The sequence below is a fragment of the Salinarchaeum sp. IM2453 genome, assembly GCF_019693215.1.
Taxonomy (GTDB): Archaea; Halobacteriota; Halobacteria; order Halobacteriales; family Salinarchaeaceae; genus IM2453.
The window spans coordinates 2002897-2023631 of the sequence record NZ_CP081183.1; the positions used below are offsets into that span (position 1 = coordinate 2002897).

Sequence of the window (20735 nt, forward strand, 5' to 3'; positions counted from 1 at the left end):
TGTGAAAACCGATTAAGCGGACTTAGTCACTTGATTTGACTTCCGTTCCTGAGTCCCTCAATTCTATTCTGTAGTTGCTGTATGTTGCGAGTTTGTTCATCAGTAGCTTCTTCGACCTCTTTGACTTGCGATCTTGCTTCTGTCGAATGGTCTTTGATATTTTCAAGTGTTGCGGTGACCTCCTCAATACTTGATGCCTGCTCGTCATTCGCTCGAGATACTTCGTTAATCCCCTCAGCGGCTTCCTCGACAGCATCTGCAATCTTTTCGAATGCTTCAAGCATCTCTGTAATCTGGCTACTTGCGTTGCCGATTTGTTGTTGTGATATCTGAACTGTCTCTACAGTCTGTTTCGTACGCTCTCTAAGTGCTGTGATCGTCTTCGTAATCTCGTCTGTATGCTGCTGTGTTTGATCAGCAAGTGTTTTTATTTCATCGGCAACAACGCCAAAACTGTCACCATTTGTTTCAGCTCTAGCAGCCTCGATGTTTGCATTTAGAGCCAGCAGGTTTGTCTGGTCTGCGACATCGTCAATCACTTCAATGATTTCATCAATATCATTGATCTGTTCCTCTAGTTGTTCGATATCGTCAACAAGCTTGTCTGCGACCTGTGTTACTTTATTGGTTGCTGTCTTTGCCGCATCGCTTTTTGAAACCCCTTCCTCTGCAAGACCTTGAGATTCAGAAGCAGCCGCATCGACTTCCTTCGCTGTCGCAGCTACTTCTTCCATTCGTGCAGAGAATGATTCCATTTCTGCGACCGTGTCGTCAAGCATTTGATCCTGCGACTCAACATGACTGGTTATTTTATGCATATTTCCGTTAACTTGATCAATTGTTGCGGCAAGTTCATTTGCTGCTGTCTCTACCTCACTACTGAGCTTCTGAAACTCATCAATAAACTCATTTAGCTCTTCAACAACAGCCAGCAATCCATCATCGATAGCATCCGTATCGATAGATCCAGAATCTGCTCGGGCGTCTAATTTTCCGTTTCGAACAGCATCTAACGTCGTTGTTATCTCCTTTACAAGGCTTTCCACAGCTTGGCGGCGCTGAACTTCTGCGGTTTGATCGACAACTGTCTCGATTACGCCGACCAGCTCTCCGTTTCGATACTGTGGTGTTGCGGCAAATTTAATATGCTTCTGATTGCCGTGTTGGTCAATCATTGTACTTGTATCTGCTACTTGACCTTGTTCTGCATCGACCAACTCCACATCATACTCCTCGTGTGCATCTTTTGGATTTTTAAGTACCTTATCAGCGAGTGTTTTTGCTCTACGTCCATCTGGATAGAACATCTCGCTTGCGACATTGTGCCCGAGAGCTTCATCCTGACCAGCTCCAGTTAATTCAGCAATTGCCTTGTTCCAGCCAATAATATCCCCAGTAGAGTCAAGAACGAATGTTGGTTGGTGAAGTCCATCAAGTAACTGATGAGTGCTACTATCTAATAGCCCATCATCTGATTTGCTGTCTGCTGATGCATCATGTTCGCTTTCAGCTGTTTTTGTTGATTGTACTACTCCACCATCAGTAACTTGGTGGAGAGTCTCTGTGCTATTTGATGTTGAATGAAGGAGGGCAAGTAACTTGTCAAACATAGATTCTTACTCATGCTGATAACTGAGTGATGGGAGGACCGAATCTGTATTTCGATATAACCGCGCCAATCTACTTAATTATTTATGCTATTTCTATCAGAGTGCAGCGATTTGCAACAACATTGAGACACGTCTACGGTGATGATTGTGAGCGATGTTGCTGTGAAGCCTGACAGCAGGATCTGTAGAACCCAGTCTCTTTCGTGCGAAGCTGACCCATGAGCAAACAGTCATGGAGTTATCATAAAATAGCAACCTTCGCAAAATTGCAACATTAATCGCATCTGCAGCCATCGCTATTCTGGCTCTGTGAACCGTTCATCTGACTGAGTTGTCTCTGCTTGCCTCCCTTTTTCTTCAAGCCATCCAGCTGTCACACTGCTCGGACAATCAAAATCAGGAACATATGGTTTGATATCCAACAACGGTGTTTCATCAAGCACGTCAATATTAGTGACCTGTATTGTGCTCCCAACAATCTCCTCTATCTTGACGACGGACATTCCAATGCGATTCGGACGTTGTGGTGCCCGCGTTGCGAAGACTCCCTTCGATGTTGAGTCGAGGAATGGTGTTACTGATAATTCTGTGTTGGTACTTGCTTGGTGGAAATGATAGAGTAAGATGCAATGTGTGAATCCTGATAACGCGGTAACTCCCTGTGTGTATTCATTATCTAGTCTAACTTCTCCGGATGCTGTTTCGTTACCGACTGGCTGGATCGGCATATCTTCTGGTGTCTGAAATGGTGTGTGGATTGTTCCAATTCGCTTGTACGCGATAGTGTCGTTGTTCATCGATACCCGATATACTGTTAGTAATATAAAATATCCTCCGAATCAAAAACTATCATGGTATTAGTCTAATGGACATTAACCGCCCTTCTGCTGCGCCTTGTGATGCTCATATAGATTCCATAATCTTTCAATTCGCACAGCTATAAATATCCAGAGCTAATATAGGGATTGGTTGAAGCAGCTTATCGTAGCCTCCGTTGGGAAGAACTACGGTTCGCGGCTAATATCAATGACTGTTGATACTCGAGCATTCTCCTTTATATCGATCCCGGCCCCTCCGGTTGACAGTGGTACCAAAGACAGTGCGTCCATCTCCATTGTTGGATGAAATGCTCCACGAGTAATCAACTCAGTTCGTGGTTGGGTTGTCACTGTTGCATCAGAAATAAGCTCTTCATTATACTCTAGGAGGTACTGTCCTCCTTCTAGAGAGTACCAGCCATAGTCATCATCTTTGTTCTTCTTTTTTGTTCCAACTGTCTGAATCCCGGCCGACTCAAGCTCTCCCCCTCCAAAGTCAACTTTACCAGGCTCTGCAATCTCGTATATCTCTGCCACTGTTAAGTCAAGATGCCCATTATTGATCTGTGTGCGTTCATGTATGGTCCCTGTAAAGTGGTCTGTAATGTCTGTCATAAATGTCATTCTTTACCACGATAGCATATATCTATTGAATATGCGAATAAGTCATATTGGACCGGGTTTGATCTGTTATTGATTTGGCTGCCTCTGCTTTCACTTAGTAAATTGACCAGCAAGTTCGATAGATATTTAATAAAAACATAATTAAATTGTTAGCAACACTTTTTAAGTAAGACGCCTATATTTATTAACACAATGGCACATACCTGTACCACATGCGAAACCGAGTTCAAAACAGCAGCTGGATTGACCCAACACCTCCCACTTCATCATAACACCTGTGGTGTTTGTAACGAGCAATTTGATGACACAGACTCACTCCGGAACCACATCCACAGCTCTCACTGATCTAATTGCTCTCTTTTTATATGCAATTTTCGTGGCACGCCTCCACCTATAGGAAGCGTCTGTTACAAGGAGTGAACTACCCCTGCCTACTCGCCGCCGTTGGCGGCTCCTTGAGGCAGGGGCTTCCTGGTTCAACGACGCGCTTTGGAGACACATCATCGGATGGTTCCTCAGTCTCCCCAGGGAGCGCAGTCTCTGCAGGCGTTGATTCGGCCATGCCCTGACCTACTGTCATCGTCTGTGCTTCCACTCCAAGTTGCTCCAGCCCCAGACGCTTGATTTCGAGCGCGGCATTGTAGTCCCTGTCAGCTTCGAACCCACACGCCGGGCAGGAATGCTCACGTACCCATAACGGTTTGTCTGTCTCACACCCACATTGTGAACAGCGTTTCGTCGTGCCTTCTGGCGGCACTTCAATCACGTGACACCCGTTTTTCTTCCCGTGACGTTTGAACGCTTGAATCGTTTCCCGCCACGACATCGATGCAATGTTCCGACTGTTCCCACCATTTTCTGTCATCGCTTTCACGTCCATGTCTTCGAGAAACACTGCGTCGTACCGAGTGGTGTATTCATTGGCGAGTTTCTCCCGGTAGTCTTCACGACGGTTCTGCAATCGGTTGTATGCTTGAGCGAGTTTCTGCCGGGCTTTCTCCCAGTTGTTCGAGTCGTATGTTTTCCGGGAGAGATTGCGGTGTCGGCGTTCGATTCGGGCACGGGCACGCTGTTCGTCAAGTGATTCGAACGACCGACCGTCCGAGTCGTGGATAAACGTCGTGATGCCGAGATCAATCCCAACTGTATCTGCCGGGTCAATCTTCTCGACAGGTGGTTTGTCCGGGTATTCCGGGTCGTAATCAACGACAATGCTGACGGACCAGTCACCGGTTTTTTCTTTTTTCAGGATGATTTGTGTAATCTCGCCGTCGTCGGGGAGTGGGCGGTGGTAGGTGAGATGAAAGTCACCGATGTTGGAGAAGTTCACGATCGCATGCTCAGCCCGATCCGTGTTATGATCCACGTCGAAACCAGACTGGTTGTACACGATACTGCGGAACTCTCGTGGTGGTTTCCATTTCAACCGCCCAACGTCGTACCCCCGATCTTGGAGTGATTCAAGGACGCTTTCGCTTTGCTTGATGCGCCGGATCGCCATTTGCAGGCACTTGGAATACACGCTTTGCCACTCTGGCCAGCGTTGTTTCCATCTATTGGGGCCGGTGAGGTTGTTCTGCAGTTCTGTATAGGATGGTTTGTTGTAGTCTGGACGTGGCCGATATTCTTGTGTGAGCGCGTGATTGTATACTTCTCGACACGTCTGAATATCGGCCCATGCAGCAGTCGCTGTCTCAGCGTCTTCCGGCGTTGCAGCGTACTTGAACGCCTCCTCAACCACTACCGACTTATTGGGTTGGCTGTCACTTGAACGTTCGGAAAATCACGGAGTGTACGGCTGTGTCCCCGCCCTACTCGCTCCCTTCGGTCGCTCCTTGAGGACGGGGACTTAGCCTGTAAAAGTTAAAAAATCTACAGAGATAGCAGGCAGAGTGCCTCGAGATCGCCAAAAATCAAATATTCTCGACCGACTTGACCCTGAGATACTTCACACTGCGTTCTACCCTGTCAGATGTATTGACTGAATCTTAGATTTACACCGGTAACAAGGCAAAGTCTCGCGTTTACGGGTGTGGATGAAGCCGACAACTGGGCATCTGTCTACGGTTTGTTGTCCTACTGTTTTCTATCCAATCGAAACATAGATGTAACTGTATCGAGACGACTCAGTCCTCGAGTAAATGGATAATATTGAAATGCCGGCCAAGCTGCGTCTGAAGGCATCCCCTTTAGGCCGCTGGTCGTGAACTTCGAGTAAACACGACACCACTCAATCCCATGCTGGGATCAGAGAGGGCGGTTTGGCCCCGTCAGGTCCGGTCATGCCGATTGGACTGCAACCCTGAAACTCCAACGTGGGAATCCCCCGACTGAAGTCGTAGGAGGAGGTCAAAGGCGATTAATACGGATTAGCATCTGAATCCAAAACTGCGTCAATCCTTGAATCTTTGATCAAGCCGACGCGTTTTTCCCCACTGTGATTCAGTGGTTTCTATGTAATAGTAGAAAACGGGAATAAAACAACACCAAGACAGAATATATGCAATTCCGATAGGAGTGGTCTGGGCATCAAAGCGCAACGCAAATCCATTGATGAAGCCGATAAATAGAATAGCAACAGTAACAATAACGATTGGTTTTCGCTCTAGCCAACTGTAAAGCACGCCCACCAACGATCCAGTCACATAGCTGAACACATACTGTCCAATTGCAGCAAGTACGATGTACGCGTAAAAATACAGCGTCGCTGATCCAGGCAAATTAACACTAACACCATGTACAACGGTCTCAACCCAACTGACGGACTCGTCCGGTGCAGATAATAAACTTCCAACCACCAGTAATGCAGTCAATAAACCAACAACACGACCGGCGATTACTCCTGTTTGTCCTGGATCATTGGGACTGCTCATCTCTTTTTGTTATTTGAACCGGACTGCAGTTCCGTAAGCAATGACTTCTGATCCGCCACCAGTAATCGTTGATGTTTCCATCCGAACGTTGACGACAGCATCAGCACCTAAATCTCGTGCATCCTCAACCATCCGATCAAGCGCCTCATCGCGTGCATCTGTAAGTAGCTCTGAGTATGCTTTCAGTTCCCCGCCCGCAAGATTCCGAATACTTTGTGTAATATCTCGACCGACATTTCGTGCTTTGACCGTATTTCCACGTGCAATACCAAGTGTTTCTTCAATCTCTTCGCCTGGGACTGTTTCTGTTGTTACAACTCGCATGTTTCTAACTAAGATTAGCAGACACAAAACCTTTCGATGGACGGTACTTCTGTGCTTGATCTCGAAACAGCACAATTATACTGTCACATGGTCTACTGATTTAAACTAACTACAAACGCTTGACACCTTGCAGATACATCTTTGGGCCTATCTTCGTATAAACAACTGTAAATTTGTATGTGCCTGATCAAGCGTCTTCCTTCTAGAGACTTGATGGCGTCTATTCCCTGTCAAACGACCACTCCCCACTTTGATCGGGATTTCTCCATGTTCTCGCCTTTGACCGCAGTACCGTTCCATATTGCGTGGCCCGGTCAAGTAGCACTCCGGGTCATCATTATAGGCCCCGGGGCACGTTGACTGGACCCCGTTCATCCGAACAACTGTTGGCTCGGATTAACGTACTTAGGCTATTCCTGAAGTCCAACAAGTGTACTTCCCCCGTCTTACTGCTCTTCTTGTTCGTTTTGGCGGACCGCGATGTCCCTGGAGGTGGGAACTCTGCTTAGACAAGTTGAAATCAATATGATGCCAGATGGTTGTATAACTATTTGTTATTAATATTTACTAATAGTTGTTATTAAGCAAATTTTTGTACAAAAATATCGTGCATAGAAATAACAAAATTTAATATGCAAAATATATTCTTCATGGTTGATGACGGAAGAAAATATCTCTCGTCGTAACGCACTCAAAGCAGCAGGGGCGGCAGGCGTAGCCGGGATGGCCGGTGTTGCGGGTTGTTCAGACCTATTTAGCAGTCCAGATGTCACAATTGCGAGTACCTCCTCAGGAAGCTCATCATATGAGACAGGGCAGGCGCTTAATTACGCAGCCAGTGAGCACGATGCTGATGTTGATATATCGATCCAGACTTCTGAGGGCTGGACTGCTAACCTCTATGCATACGAGGCAGGTGACTTTAATACAATTAGTGTTGACAATAACTCGCTTTCACAAGCACTTAATGAGGAAGGCGACTTCGAAGACGACCCTGTTGAAGAATTCCCAATGCAGGGATTCATATTTACGTCACTGGAGATGTTTTTCGTCAAGCGGGAAGGAGCTGACTTTAACACCGTTGAAGAACTGCGCGAAGGAGACTACGATATTTATCCAATTGAGCCAGGATTCGGGACACGACTAATGACTGAAGAAGTCCTCCAAGCAGCTGGCATTTATGACTTTGATGAGGAAGAAGGCATCGAGAACAATAACGAAATCAATAACGCAGACACGACCGATATTGCAGAAATCATTGAGGAACAAGAGATTGATGCTATTGTTCTCTATGGACAGAATGGTGTCTCTCTTGCAAGTTGGTGTGATGAAGTCGTAACACAGAATGATCTCGAATTGGTCGAGACTGATGAAGATTTTGCACAAACGATTGACGACCTTGATGGAGCGAGCCTATTGGAAGATAGTGATCCAGTAGAGCGATATGGTATTGAAGAAGGAATTGACGAGGGCATGGAAGTCGCCCAATGGAGCCTTGATGGCCAATGGGCATTTGGTAGCGATGTAGATCCAGAACACGCATACGAGATTGCTGAAATATGCAAGGATCACTACGAAACAATGCGAGAGTCTGACGACTCAGTGCTTGAATATGGCGATGACCCAGAGATCTTTACAAACGCAATTCTCGAGGATCACCCAGTACACCCAGGCGTTGTTGATTTCCTTAAAGACGAAGGTCTCTGGAATGACGACTGGGAAGAAGGAGAGATTGACGAATAACTAACCTGCCGAGTGGTTCGGCATCTTACCCTATTGTACCCATGACGATCGGACCGAATATCAAAGACAGTGAATTGCTTAATCAACCAGTCAGTAGATCCATCAAAGAGCGTGTCACTAAGTCAGCGATTACTGATCGAATATCGCTATGGTATCTACTGACGTTTCTTACTCTTCCCTACTGGGGATATATGCTCTATATGATTTATCAGGGAGCTGCCCGACACGGATTCGTTGGGCTGTTCGTCGGTGGTATTCTCTCACTGTATGCTTTGTATGAGATGACGGAGTTGGTCGACGGAGGAAGAGATTCGATTCAGGCAGACGTCCGCAGACTATTTTCAAGAGAGAATATTGTAGAAACATCATTACTCCTTGGCAGCGCTATCATCTCGATCATAACCTCCCTTTATATCCACATTAACGTCATGGACCTCCTTGATCGAGGCTATGCGACGACAAATGAGTATATCATGGCCGGTCTATTCACATTTGCAATCATCTACTTAACGTGGCGATCTTTTGGGGCCACGTTCCTCGCAATCGTCGTCGTAGGTATCCTCTACGGAATGTTTGGATACGTCGCTCCAGGCGTTCTGAGTCATGGCGGGATGTCCATTGAACGGACACTGCGAACACTGGTTATTGGCGTTAACGGATTCTTTGGATCACTTTCACAGATGACAGCCGCATGGATTGCTCCATTCCTACTTTACGGAGGATTACTGAAAGCATATGGCGCATTTGATCTGATTCTCCGTGGTGCGGCATACGTTGGTAAACTGTTTTCCTCTGGAGTTGCCCAAGCCGCTGTTGTTGCAAGTGCCGTCATCGGATCGGTCAACGGAAGTCAAACAGCAAATGCAGGAATGACTGGTTCGTTTACGATTCCGATGATGAAAGACAGTGGGGTGAGATCAAAGACATCTGGTGGAATTGAGGCTGTTGCATCAACATCTGGTCAAGTACTTCCCCCCGTGATGGGTGCTGGCGCATTCGTGATGGCAACTCTACTTGGAATTGCCTATGTAGATGTGCTGGTTGCCGGGCTGATCCCGGCGGTAATCCTTATGATTACAATCATTGTGGCTGTCCACTATGTGGCTGCTCCGCAGCTCACTGAGGCTGACAGCGTTGCAGATAATATCGATACAGACCTGTCTCGTCGGGATGCTGGACTTGAGATTATCAAGTTCGGCATTCCGTTAGGTGTTCTCATTTATCTCCTTGGTGTTGCTCAGTGGAGTGTGCAAGGATCTGCATTGTACACTGTTATTGCTATGGTCGTCATGGGTATTTTGCTCCCAACCGGACAAGCGACTGTTGAAACACGCAACTACCGAGCAACGTTCTGGATGGGTGTAAAAACCATCAAGCAAACTATTGTTGGCTTCCGCGAAGGAGCAATTATCCTTGCCCCAATCGCAATTATTTTGATTGCTATCAGTGGTGTTGTCGACATTTTAGAAGCAACCGGTGTTCCTGGAGTTATTTCCCTTGCTATCATGGATCTATCTGGAGGATCACTGCTGTTAGCTGGCGTCTTGGCAATGATCACATGTATCTTGCTCGGGCTCGGTATGCCGACAACAGGTGCATACACAATTGTGGCACTGCTTGTTGCTCCAACGCTCATTGAGCAGTTCCATATGCCTGAACTTGCAAGTCACTTTTTCGTATTCTATGCTGCAATTCTTGCAGGTCTCACACCACCGATTGCAACATGTGTAGCGGTAACAACGGGAATTGCTAGATCGGGCTTCTGGGAAACTGCGTTAGAAGCAATCAAGATATCAGCACCACTGTTTATACTGCCATTCTCTTTCCTGTATCATCCAGAGATCGTCAATCATCAGGGTGAGATAACCACAAATCTCCTCCTAACGTCTGGATTGATTATGCTTGGTGCGCTGATTATGATCCACGGGATTAACTATCGGTTCAAGCATGCTCGTGTTCAAACTGCAGTCATTCGTGCTGTATTCATTGGTCTTGGCCTAGTCATCATGATTTATCCTGGCATGATGATTCAAGCGGCTGCACTTGGTGTCGGTATTTTGTTATACATGCTTCTCGCTAATGTTGATGATACTCGTCCACTGGAACAGTGGCGATCCCGGTTGCCTGGGGCATGAACTGCCTTAGGGCTTGATTCCAAGGCTATCGGCCTGCTCTGCCTGTAGGATATTCGTTTATCTTTTGTAGGCTATATTCCCGTCCTCAAGGAGCAACACAGTGAGTAAAGCGAAGGAGCAGCGCACTAAGGTGAGGATACAGCCGTTGCTCAGCCTACTTTGAAGCAGTTACGCTATGCGATATTGAATCATCAACTGTGATGGATTCTACTCATGCGGCTGGCTTAGAACGGGATGGTAACCGTTAGGCAGACTCCATTCGTTCTGTCACCCCCAAGTAGGTCAGGACATGGCTGAATCACCGCCTGTGGAGACTGTGCTCCCTGTGGGAACCACGGTGGTTCCTGCAAACCGCGTCGTGGAAGCAGGAAGCCCCTGACTCAAGGCCCCGACAACGGCGGGGAGTAGGCAGGGCTAGTTCACTTCGGTATCCAAACCTGGGCCTTCTTAGTCTCTGGATTAATAACTTGGTGAGTGTGCTAATCCCTCGTCCCAACAGAGCGACCGGTAGAAGTGAGTAGGACGAGGTAACTCACATCTCACTTTTCCCTAAACGATTAACGACTAATACAGGACTGACACACTCTGAGGCTACTTGTTCGGGCTTTTTGTCACCAAAAAGTGATGATCTAAGTGTCGGAGATTGCTCACCCATTACAACTGCGCCATGACCTCCAGCTGCTTCTGCGAGTGTGCTAAAAGCCACTGGCTCTCCCGGTTGCCGCTGTGTATCCTCCCCCCCAGACTCAGTCTGTACATCTATTCCCGCTTCTTGGAGCCGCTTAGTTGCAGACGCAATTTGTTCCGAATCCAACCCGGAGTCCCGTGCAGTAAATAGGGTTACGCCGATATCGCGATCTACGACGAGTGACTCTACAAACGATAGAATATTTCCAATATCAACTTTATCGGACAGCGAAACGAGTAACCGGTCAATCTGTCCTGCCATCCCCGGGATCACGAACGCTTGTGCACCAATCTCATCTGTAATTCGCTCTATTGTCTGTTTTTGACTGTGCGTAAATACGAGACGGTGGTCTGCCTTACAGCCCGCAGATTCAAACTCTGCCTTAAGATCCTCTAACGCTTCGGTTGCGCGGTCTTCATATTGCAAACGTGCTTGATCTGGTGAGGTCTGCTCTGGAAGCACATGATACCCAAGAATTGTCACATTTGATGTACTTAATAAGTCTATAAGCCCGGGTGAAATGGTTTGGTTTTCAAGAATTCGTATTGGTATGAGTATATGTGTCATTATAGCACCCCCTTAAGCTTTACATCCCGAGCATAATATAAATACCAGCCTACTGTCACAGCAATTACACCAATACCCACAGCAATTGAAAGTCTATTCATGAATAGTATTAGTCCGAAACTTGCTATTGCACCCAGAACTGGAATAACTGGTCCTCCCGGAACGCGGAAATCCGGGTCGTACCATTCCGGCTCATCACGTCTGATGGCAAGCAATGCCACACAGATTAGCCCATACATAATCAAATGAAGAAACGAAGCAACTTCTGCAAGCAATTGCACCTGTCTGGTCGCCGCTAAGACAATGATCGGGCCCCCAGCCATGCCCAATGCGATATGCGGTGTACCGTATTGTAGATTAATCTGGCTTGCTCGTTGTGGTAATAATGCGTCCTTTGAGACACCGTAAATCGCTCGAGACGTACTTAGTATCGATGCATTTGCTGATGACATTGTTGCCAGTAAGCCTCCAATAATGATTACTAGTGCGCCTGGTGTTCCCAACAATTCCCGTCCAATCTCTACCATCGCCGTCTCACCTGCTGCTTCTAGTGCTGTTTGATCAAACACATCTGTCGCGACGAAGATCGTTACTACGTATAGAGCTGTAACAATTAGAACCGAACCAATCATTGCCAATGGCAGGTTCCGACCTGGATCTTTCATCTCTCCAGCAACGGTCGCAACCTGCGCAAACCCTAGATATGATGTAAACACAAGTGCGGCAACTGAGAGAATTGGAACGACTTCCCAGACATTCTCAGCTTCAGAAGGAGGTGTGTCAGCGTCTACGATTCCGAACGCTTCTAGCATCCCGAATGCCAGAAACACAACCAGCATCGAAAGCAAGAGAGCAACAATTCCGTTCTGAAGCTTGGCGGCGTTCTCTGTTCCAGTAACGTTTAGTATGGTGAATCCAATTCCAAAAACCACCGCAAGCACGGATACAAGAACGCCTGAGCTTATACTAATTGAAATTCCAACCTCGGCGAGTGCATCTAAAGCGTAATACCCTAGCCCAACAAGGTAAAAAGCGGTCGCAAATACCAACCCAAGCCATAGTGATAATCCAACAATTGTCCCAGCTAGTGTACCAAGCCCCCGAGATATAAAATAATACCCTCCACCGCTTTTCGGCATCGCTGTTGCCAGTTCGGATGTTGGAAGTGCTACTAGCAATGCAACAACGCCTCCAACTGCAAATGAGGCTGTTGCCGCTGTGCCAACTTCTGACCCAGCAAGCCCAGGAAATACAAAGATTCCCGCTCCGATCATCGTTCCAATACCGATTGCGAGCCCACCTGCTAATCCGAGTGTTCGTTCAAGCTCAGAATGTTCTGTGATCGTCGCTTCATCGGTTTCTACAACTGATTCTTCACTGTGTGGCGGAGAATTTACTCCAGTATCACCTTGTCTTTCACCCATACAAGTGAATAATACGCTGGGCGACAGTTATATATGATGGCTAATTATGGCTTATTGATATTTACTTTTCCTAAACGGAAGTAACGTTAACCAATCACCTGTCAGTGTTTAGTACAAATGATAACTATCCAAACCTCCGCTCGGTATGAAATTTTTACTGACACAGGTTTGAGACAGACATCAATTCACGTATTTGTAGAAGCAATCGCGCTAGATCAGTATCAGGATAACTTATTGCCGAGGACCGATAGAGTCATTTTCCACGTAATACCTAATTTTAAGAATATATGTGACAGTAATTCTCTAACATTACTGTTTATGATATTAATAACCATTGCACGTCAAATATATTTTAGCATTGATCCAATCGAAATTAAGCATTAATTACGATTATAAATAGAAAAAATTAATTATAATAACAGATAGGGAATAAATGGAAAATGGGCAATCTTAGCTCTAGTCTATCTCGAGTATCAGGAGAATCGCTATTGTCTGGGAAAGTCTCTGTCTTTCCCGACACAGCACTACGACAACTGTTGGATGCCTTCTTGCGACGAGGGTTGGTTGAACCATGACACAGGGAAGCGAACAAAGCCAAATTGAACCGGACAGTGAGACGGACTATCTTGACTCCCCGGTTCACATGTTCCGACCATCAACCTCGTTTATGCGAGATCACCTCAAAACGATATGGGGACTTTTTGCGATTTGGCTTGTTGTTACATTTGGCCCTGTTACAGCCACCTGGGTCGCTACAGATACGATGACAAATATCTATGTGCTTGAATTTCAACTACACTACTTCCTAACTGCAATTGGATCTCCCGTCGGGGCTCTTGTTTTATGCGGAGTGTACGCTTGGCGACGCGACCAACTGGATGCGAAATACAATGTTGCACACTCATCTGAAACCGAAGACACAACCACACAGTCAGCCGTAACTGATGGAGGTGATCAGCTATGATTGATCCAATTTTACTTGACGCTGTTTCTGGATTCTTTGACGGTGGGTTCAAACTCATCCCGGCACTAACCCTTGCGGCGATGTTGGTTGTATTTCTGGGTGTTGGTTACTTTTTCCGTGTTGCTGCTGTCGATGATATGTGGGTTGCTGGCCGGTCCATTGGATCAATTGAGAATGGCATGGCCATTGCCGCTAACTGGATGAGCGTTGCAGCGTATCTTGGTGTTGCGTCAACGGTTGCACTACTGGGGTACTTTGGCCTTGCATATGTTGTTGGGTGGACTACTGGATACTTCATCCTATTAATCTTCCTTGCAGCCCAGTTCCGTCGATTCGGAAAGTACACTGCTCCGGACTTTGTCGGAGACCGTTACTATTCTGATCTTGGTCGAGCAATCGCTGCTACAACAACACTTCTAATTGCTTTTGTTTACATTATCGCACAGGGTAATGGCCTCGGCCTGATGGCTCAGTATATCTTCGGTGTCCCATATGAGTATGGTGTTATTTTGCTCATGTCGATTACAATTGGATACGTCGCTCTATCTGGGATGCTTGGGGCAACAAAAAACATGGCACTACAGTATGTTATCCTAATCTCAGCGTTTTTACTCGGGCTTTACGCCACTGGCTGGACTCAAGGGTGGTCTACTTTTATCCCATTCATTGAGTACGGTGAGCAAGCAACCGCGATGGCTGAGATTGAACGCCAGTATACTGAGCCCTTTACTGATGCCAGCTACTATCATTGGATTGCTCTTTGTGTGAGTTTAATTGCTGGAACATGTGGCCTTCCGCACGTTCTTGTTCGGTTCTATACTGCAGACAACGAGCGAAATGCTCGCTGGGCAACGGTTTGGGGACTATTCTTTACACTTCTGTTGTTCTTAGGTACAACGGTGTACGCCGCATTTGGATCCCGTTTATACCAAGAACAGGTTGGAGATTACACTGATATGACTGATACTGCCTCTGAAATTCTTGTTGTTTTCACAACGTACTTAGCTGGCTTACCCGAGTGGTTGGTTGGTATTGTCGCCGCTGGTGCTATTGCTGCTGGTCTCGCGACAACTGCTGGCCTATTTATTTCTGCCTCTTCGGCAGCTGCTCACGATATCTATACAAATCTGTATAAACCAAACGCGACGCAGCGAGAGCAGATGATTGTTGGTCGATCAACAATCCTCATTCTCGGTGCTATCGTTACGGTCTTGGCGCTTAACCCACCGGCGCTGATTGCTGAAGTCGTTGGTATGTCGTTCGCCCTTGCAGGTACCGTTTTGTTCCCTGTCTTTTTCCTTGGTCTTTGGTGGGAGAATGCGACTCGAGAAGGGGCAATTGCTGGAATGATTGTTGGCCTTATTATCGGCTTTGGATCGATTCTTAATGAAGTCCTTCCACAGTACATTGGAGCTATTTCAGGAGAAGCAATTTTCCCAACATTTGCTACTGTCGTTCCAGCGACTTCTTCGTCTCTTGTCGGTGTTCCGGCGGTAATGCTCACCATTATTATTGTCTCTTTGTTCACAGAGGAGCCACCTCAGGATGTCAAGCGACTTGTCCGCCAATGTCACAGTCCTCGTCCAATGGATGATATGCAATCAGCTGAGGAAGCAGTCGCAGACGGTGGAAATCCGCAGGACGACTAACCACCCAAAGCCATAATCTCCATTTATTTATACGACTGGGTTTGGTTAATTAATCCGTATTCATTTTGTATGGATGCCTATATCCTCTGTTACAGCAGGCATAATACTGAAATTCGACCATGCCATATGATGTCATTGGGAGAAGAACTGTGACCACTGTCACCAAACCGAACGATCAAAATAAGAATGTTTCCGTCGATGATCTTGAGGACCGCCACCGCCGACATCAAATTCTGTCGGACGGCACTTCGGTCGTCGCTACGCTATCTGCTACTGGGATTAACGATGATAATACAATCCATACCGTACTCACCATTGATGGGGAACCGTTTATAATAACCTTCGAACCTACACCAGAGGATGCAGCTGCTCTTGTTGCCCTCCACGAACAACGAGACATCCCCTTTGATGGCGATTTGTCTAACCTCGTAGGTGAAACGTTTAAAATTCGCTTTGAAGACTACCCAGATCGCGTCACGTTTGTCGATATTGACTATACGCTCTCAGTATCCGCCAATGACAATTTAGACCAGAGTTCCGTGGCTTCGCTTCAATCTACCTTATCTGAATCACATCGGCAAGCGATCTACAGAGCTGGCTATCATGACGACGCTAAGCATCAACCACTCGAAGCCACCGTTGATGGCATCGACGTGCTCAAAAATGGCAATACCCTCCAAGTACGAATTAAAATTCACGGGACATCGCTATACTGGCACGTGCCTATCCCAGATAATCTGGGGAGTTCTGGTAATACGACATATCACCAACTCGTCGAACAACTTGGCAAAGGATCTCCTTCTGAAATTCCGGGTGGGCGGCTTTTTCTTCTCCAAACTGATACGATTGGGCCAAATATTTCGCGACGTGGAGCACTTGCCGTTGTTGAGGATAGTATCTCCAGATGGCAAATATTCACCTCAGCATATGATGCTCGGGCGGCTGCGACCCGCACCGCCCCTTCCGATCCAACCCAATTCAGGACGACAGATGCCCAGCGTGGTTGGCTTATTGCGAAGGCATCCATATATGCACTACTTTTCATTTCACTGATTAGCGTGATTACAGAGAGCATCCTTCCAACGTTCAGTGCTGCAGCCATCTCGGTAATGCTAATTTTTTTTGCTGGTGTTGGACTATTTACTGGCGTTATACTCGTGTTACTAAATGACTAAAACTACAGGGGATGTGGCGCGAATGGACCGAGGTTCGTGAAAACCACAGTACGACATGAAGCTTCATACTGTGGTTTATAATTGCGTAGTTTGGCGGAAAGGCAACCATACCAAGACCACAAATGTGTTTTTAAATAGGTAAAAAGTAGATGAATAAACATTAAAGCAAATATTGCTGGTCAAATTTGGCCTAATATATCCACTTTTTGGATAGTGTGAACTACCATACATGTGAGTGTTAGACAGAAAAGTCACTTTCTATCTCAGTGGATTGGCCTGACAGTTGGGACAGGTGCACTCGTTCTCGCCCCTATCGGTTTGCTTGTGCTCGGAGCCAGAGAAGCAGCCACACAAAGTGATTTTTCATATATCCTTGCTGGACTTATCGTAATGATTGGAAGTATACTCATCAGCGTTAATTATGAATTCTCGTCTCGAACAATCTCACCTGACTGGTCTCTTGGACTAGAAAAGTCTCTGTACACTGGTATAATCAGCATCGTTATCGGCGCTGTCATGACGTACGGCTTATCACGACATGCTGGCTTTTCGGTAATTGTTGCTGCAAGCGTTGTTGGCATTCTTGGTGGTATTGTCGCTGGTAAGTACAGTTCACTTGTTTATTGCGGTGCGTTTGTCGGTATGACGTCTCCTTCCATCTTCGGTAGTTATCTTCATGTCGTTGGTGCTGCGATACTGGCAAGCTTTGTTTGGTACCTTTCCCGTCCGATGTTTCGGGGAATGGGAGGAAAGCTTGGCACTGTCGCATTTGTTGGGGTAATAATTTTAGTATTGTCTGGTGGATATTCTGTTGAGCAACACCACACTGCAGGACTGGAGACACTCTATCTTGCAATTATCTATTCAGTTTTGGGCGCATTAGGAACCTACTTACTACATACCAGCGGTAAGACAGATAATGTGATTGCATCAGCAACTGTCGGACTTGTTGGTGGTGCTATGCTCCCATTCATCCACGCTTCTGGCGAACTTCTCGCAGCAAGTGTATTTGCTGCTTCATTCGCTGGCATGAGTACCCCAGAGCGAATCCCAAGCTCCTCGTGGATGGCAAGTGTAGGTATTTTATCTGCTGTTGGTGTTGTTTATACAACAGCAACTAAAGACGGCTGTGGTGGATTGCTCGGAGCGATTGCTTTCGGAAGTTCGCTTATCATTTACGGCATTGTGCAGTTGCTGAGAAAATAAACTGTTCTGACATCAAGCGACAACTGTTTGATCCAAGTCTCGTGGCATCCGCCCCGAAACTCCGTGAGGTACCTCGGAGAAAAGTCCTAAGGCACATAGTTTACCTTCTCTGTAGACTTTGCGTGGTAGCGTATCATTGACATAACCCTTTTTTCCTTTCCAATTATGGTTTTATAATATGGATTCATTTAAGGGGGAAATATCAATATCGGACATCGAGTACGAGCCAATTAGTGTTAAAGACCTCCTCGTTCAGATGAAAAATACCGCCGAGTTAATGATTGATCTTTCTTATACTTCCGTCTTATACCAGAATGAGGAACTAGCAAATGAAGTACTTCGACTTGAGGAGCGAATGGATATTCTGGAGCTCAGAGCCCAGATGAGTCTTTTAATGGCTGCGCGAAATCCAACTGACGCAGAACAGCTTGCTCCCGTTCTTGGGATCGTTGCTGCAACAGACCAAATCAGCGATGCTGCCGGTGATATTGCTAAGGTTGTTCTTGAAGATGTAAGGCTTCCAGAAGCAATGCGTAGCTCTCTTCCAGAGGCACTAGAATTACTTGTAAAAGGTGTTGTTACATCTGATTCAACATATGCTAATCAAGCTCTTGACAGTATCGACCTAGAATCACAGACAGGTGTTCGAGTAATTGCTATTCGACGCGAAAATGAGTGGATTCTAAACCCAGGTCCACAGACCAGAATCGGTGTTGACGATGTTGTATTTCTTCGTGGCCCCAGGCCGACAATCGATGAAGTATATGAGAAACTAACTGGGGAAGCCTATACATCTCCTGTTTCTGAGCAACCACAAATTGATGACCTTGAGCGAGCGGTTGACACGATCGTCCATATGAAAAATCTTTCTGAGTTATCGGTAGACCTTGCTTATAGCAGCGTCTTATTTGATGATAAGGACCTTGCACAGGAAGTTCGGAATCTTGAGGTCGAAGTTGATGCACTTGAATCGCGGCTGGAGGCGTGGGTCCTTCAGGCGGCTAGTGATGCTAATGATCCCGTTTCTCTTCGCGGGTTGATCCATCTTAGCACAAGCACTGAGGTTATCAGCGATGCAGCGATTGACATTAGTGAAGGTGTTTTACGGGACATCACGACTCATCCAGTCGTACGATTAGCCGTACAGGAGAGTGATGAAGTAATTACTCGTATCCAAGTCGACGCAGGAAGCGAGTTGGATGGCACCCGTATCCTTGATGGCGTTCCTGATAAAGACATCTCAATGTCAGTTATTGCAATTCGACGAGATGATGACTGGATCCTTGCTCCTGAAACGGAACTTACGATTCAAGCAAATGATATTCTTATTGCCAAGGGCACACAGCGTGCTGCTGAGGTATTCCGCAATTATTCATAGTGAAGTACTCGGGGTCAAGCTTGAGGCACCCTGCCTGGTTTCTCTGTAGAATTCACGCCTGTAGAGACTGTGCTCCCTGCGTGGATAGCTGCCGGCAGCCGACCAGCTGTAAAAACAGTGCGTCACGAAACCAGAAAACCACCCCAAAGAGCATATCAACGCAAACAGAGGAGAAAGTTCATATAAACCCAACAACATACCCAGCAACGAAAATAAAGATCACCATCCCAAACACATCTACGATATTTGTCACAATCGGGATCGTAGTATCATCTGGATCAATACCGAGCTTAAATGATACGTATGTCGCTGAGATACTAAATATTACGGCGATAACTGCAACCGCATATCCACTTACAAGTGCAATAATTAGTAATTCTACAAGCGTTAGCGTAGATCCAATTACCTGACCAATTATCCATGCCCCGATCGCTAGCGCAGTAAATACTGTGCCAGCAAGTCCTAGTATAGCTATAATATTTGCTTGGAGAATTTTATCCCGAGGATCAAAATTCGCCGTTCCTAGATGTACTCGTGTTGATAATCTAGATGAAAGAATCGCCCCAAGATTACCTCCCATGTCCACCATCGTTGGAACCATTACAGCAAGAATTGCAAACTCCTCCAGCATTTCCTCCGCGTCGTCAAGGGTAATCCCAGCCCATAAAACAATGATTGAGAGAACGATCAGTAACGGAAACATGTTCCCGACGATCCGGCGCGTTTTCCAGGATCCAAGCGATCCCTGAGGGACTACCATCAGACAATCACCTCAATTGTAAATACGGCAAGCAGCAAAAATAACATTCCAAAGATATCTCCCAGTGTTGTCACAATTGGACCGACAAGATTGTCTGGGTCGTATCCGAGTCGATACCCTGCAAAAATTAGCACGAGTAGTCCGATAATCATCACAACTGACGTTAGTACTCCAGCGATGAGCATAATCCCCACAAACTCGTATAGAGCAGCAGCTTCTCGTCCTAATATCTCTAGGGCACCCCAAGAAATTACTCCAATTACAATTGAGATTCCAATTCCATTAATAAATGATGCAATTACTGCATTTACTAGTCGGTCATTCCACTCCAACTTCGGTTTGATCAGTCCCTGATGCAGCCCACTTGAAATTCGCCCGCCAAGTGCACCATACACATTTCCACGTGTCGCTAAAAACACTGGAACCATCACCAACAACCCCGGAAACCGTGCCACGCTGTCGAGTAACTCTTCTAAGACCAACCCAGCAAATAATCCACCTCCAAGGGCAATAATTAATATTGGTAATGACTCTCGATAGATCCGCCACATCTCTTGACGTGGATCCATGTTATGTACAATTTTGCCCATCCATGAAAATCGTTTGTGAACTGGTTTCCCTTCAAGCTCAAGACTTTGATAAATCGACTTGTGGATCGTTTGACTTCCCTCTACCCCTGTGGAAGTGGTATTCCTCCTTGTGGATTTCAGCTTGCTTCTAATCCTTCGGAGACAATGTTCCTTGCCTCACAGCAGAAATACGGGCAGCGATCGGCCGAGCGTCGCACGAAATACACA

At 46.3% G+C, this 20735-nt stretch carries 17 protein-coding genes; 7 read left to right on the forward strand and 10 right to left on the reverse strand.

The window, feature by feature from the left end; genetic code table 11:
• Nucleotides 1-26: 26 nt before the first annotated feature.
• The 6 genes from K0C01_RS09605 to K0C01_RS09635 all read right to left on the reverse strand — a co-directional run bounded on the left by K0C01_RS09605 (nucleotide 27) and on the right by K0C01_RS09635 (nucleotide 6249).
• A complete protein-coding gene (locus K0C01_RS09605) occupies nucleotides 27-1610 on the reverse strand; it encodes a methyl-accepting chemotaxis protein (protein WP_221169490.1) in 1584 nt (527 codons plus the stop codon).
• 296 nt (nucleotides 1611-1906) lie between these two features.
• Complete coding sequence (tsaA, locus tag K0C01_RS09610; RefSeq protein ID WP_221169491.1) at nucleotides 1907-2407, reverse strand: tRNA (N6-threonylcarbamoyladenosine(37)-N6)-methyltransferase TrmO; 501 nt, start codon at nucleotides 2405-2407, stop codon at nucleotides 1907-1909.
• Nucleotides 2408-2614: 207 nt separating this feature from the next.
• Entirely contained in the window at nucleotides 2615-3043 is a 429-nt protein-coding gene (locus tag K0C01_RS09615; RefSeq protein WP_221169492.1) for a dCTP deaminase/dUTPase family protein, read from the reverse strand.
• 430 nt (nucleotides 3044-3473) lie between these two features.
• The gene (locus tag K0C01_RS09625; RefSeq protein ID WP_255568267.1) at nucleotides 3474-4793 is read right to left on the reverse strand and encodes an RNA-guided endonuclease InsQ/TnpB family protein; all 1320 of its coding nucleotides are present in this window, start codon (nucleotides 4791-4793) and stop codon (nucleotides 3474-3476) included.
• A 652-nt stretch (nucleotides 4794-5445) separates the two neighbouring features.
• Nucleotides 5446-5925: a hypothetical protein gene (locus K0C01_RS09630; protein ID WP_221169494.1), complete on the reverse strand. Its 480-nt coding sequence runs from the start codon at nucleotides 5923-5925 to the stop codon at nucleotides 5446-5448.
• A gap of 9 nt (nucleotides 5926-5934) precedes the next feature.
• A complete protein-coding gene (locus K0C01_RS09635) occupies nucleotides 5935-6249 on the reverse strand; it encodes a YbjQ family protein (RefSeq protein WP_221169495.1) in 315 nt (104 codons plus the stop codon).
• A gap of 657 nt (nucleotides 6250-6906) precedes the next feature.
• Here K0C01_RS09635 and K0C01_RS09640 point away from each other — a divergent pair.
• Together K0C01_RS09640 and K0C01_RS09645 are read left to right on the forward strand one after the other, a co-directional pair.
• Nucleotides 6907-7992, forward strand: a complete 1086-nt coding sequence (locus K0C01_RS09640; protein ID WP_221169496.1) for a TAXI family TRAP transporter solute-binding subunit — start codon at nucleotides 6907-6909, stop codon at nucleotides 7990-7992.
• A 41-nt stretch (nucleotides 7993-8033) separates the two neighbouring features.
• Nucleotides 8034-10127, forward strand: coding sequence for a TRAP transporter permease (locus tag K0C01_RS09645; RefSeq protein ID WP_221169497.1), 2094 nt, complete (start codon nucleotides 8034-8036; stop codon nucleotides 10125-10127).
• Nucleotides 10128-10659: 532 nt separating this feature from the next.
• Here K0C01_RS09645 and K0C01_RS09650 read toward each other — a convergent pair.
• Both K0C01_RS09650 and K0C01_RS09655 read right to left on the reverse strand, forming a co-directional pair.
• Nucleotides 10660-11298, reverse strand: coding sequence for a universal stress protein (locus K0C01_RS09650; protein ID WP_259372364.1), 639 nt, complete (start codon nucleotides 11296-11298; stop codon nucleotides 10660-10662).
• Nucleotides 11299-11381: 83 nt separating this feature from the next.
• Nucleotides 11382-12806 carry an APC family permease gene (locus K0C01_RS09655; RefSeq protein WP_221169499.1) on the reverse strand — a complete coding sequence of 475 codons (1425 nt, stop codon included), beginning with the start codon at nucleotides 12804-12806 and terminating at the stop codon, nucleotides 11382-11384.
• A 571-nt stretch (nucleotides 12807-13377) separates the two neighbouring features.
• Between K0C01_RS09655 and K0C01_RS09660 the strand changes: the two genes are divergently transcribed.
• From K0C01_RS09660 to K0C01_RS09680, 5 genes are all read left to right on the forward strand, one after another.
• On the forward strand, nucleotides 13378-13770 hold the full coding sequence (locus K0C01_RS09660; protein WP_221169500.1) for a DUF4212 domain-containing protein: 393 nt from the start codon (nucleotides 13378-13380) through the stop codon (nucleotides 13768-13770).
• Nucleotides 13767-15419 (forward strand): solute symporter family protein, encoded by a 1653-nt coding sequence (locus K0C01_RS09665; RefSeq protein WP_221169501.1) that lies wholly within the window; start codon nucleotides 13767-13769, stop codon nucleotides 15417-15419. The genes K0C01_RS09660 and K0C01_RS09665 overlap by 4 nt, the downstream gene beginning before the upstream one ends.
• A 149-nt stretch (nucleotides 15420-15568) precedes the next feature.
• Nucleotides 15569-16594: a hypothetical protein gene (locus tag K0C01_RS09670; RefSeq protein WP_221169502.1), complete on the forward strand. Its 1026-nt coding sequence runs from the start codon at nucleotides 15569-15571 to the stop codon at nucleotides 16592-16594.
• 231 nt (nucleotides 16595-16825) lie between these two features.
• Nucleotides 16826-17800 (forward strand): DUF2070 family protein, encoded by a 975-nt coding sequence (locus tag K0C01_RS09675; protein ID WP_221169503.1) that lies wholly within the window; start codon nucleotides 16826-16828, stop codon nucleotides 17798-17800.
• 178 nt (nucleotides 17801-17978) lie between these two features.
• Nucleotides 17979-19178 (forward strand): potassium channel family protein, encoded by a 1200-nt coding sequence (locus tag K0C01_RS09680; RefSeq protein WP_221169504.1) that lies wholly within the window; start codon nucleotides 17979-17981, stop codon nucleotides 19176-19178.
• A 178-nt stretch (nucleotides 19179-19356) separates the two neighbouring features.
• Here K0C01_RS09680 and K0C01_RS09685 read toward each other — a convergent pair whose 3' ends face one another.
• Both K0C01_RS09685 and K0C01_RS09690 read right to left on the reverse strand, forming a co-directional pair.
• Nucleotides 19357-19938 carry a magnesium transporter gene (locus K0C01_RS09685; RefSeq protein WP_221169505.1) on the reverse strand — a complete coding sequence of 194 codons (582 nt, stop codon included), beginning with the start codon at nucleotides 19936-19938 and terminating at the stop codon, nucleotides 19357-19359.
• Complete coding sequence (locus K0C01_RS09690) at nucleotides 19938-20507, reverse strand: magnesium transporter (RefSeq protein ID WP_221169506.1); 570 nt, start codon at nucleotides 20505-20507, stop codon at nucleotides 19938-19940. Before K0C01_RS09690 ends, K0C01_RS09685 begins: the two co-directional genes overlap by 1 nt.
• Between the last annotated feature and the right edge of the window lie 228 nt (nucleotides 20508-20735).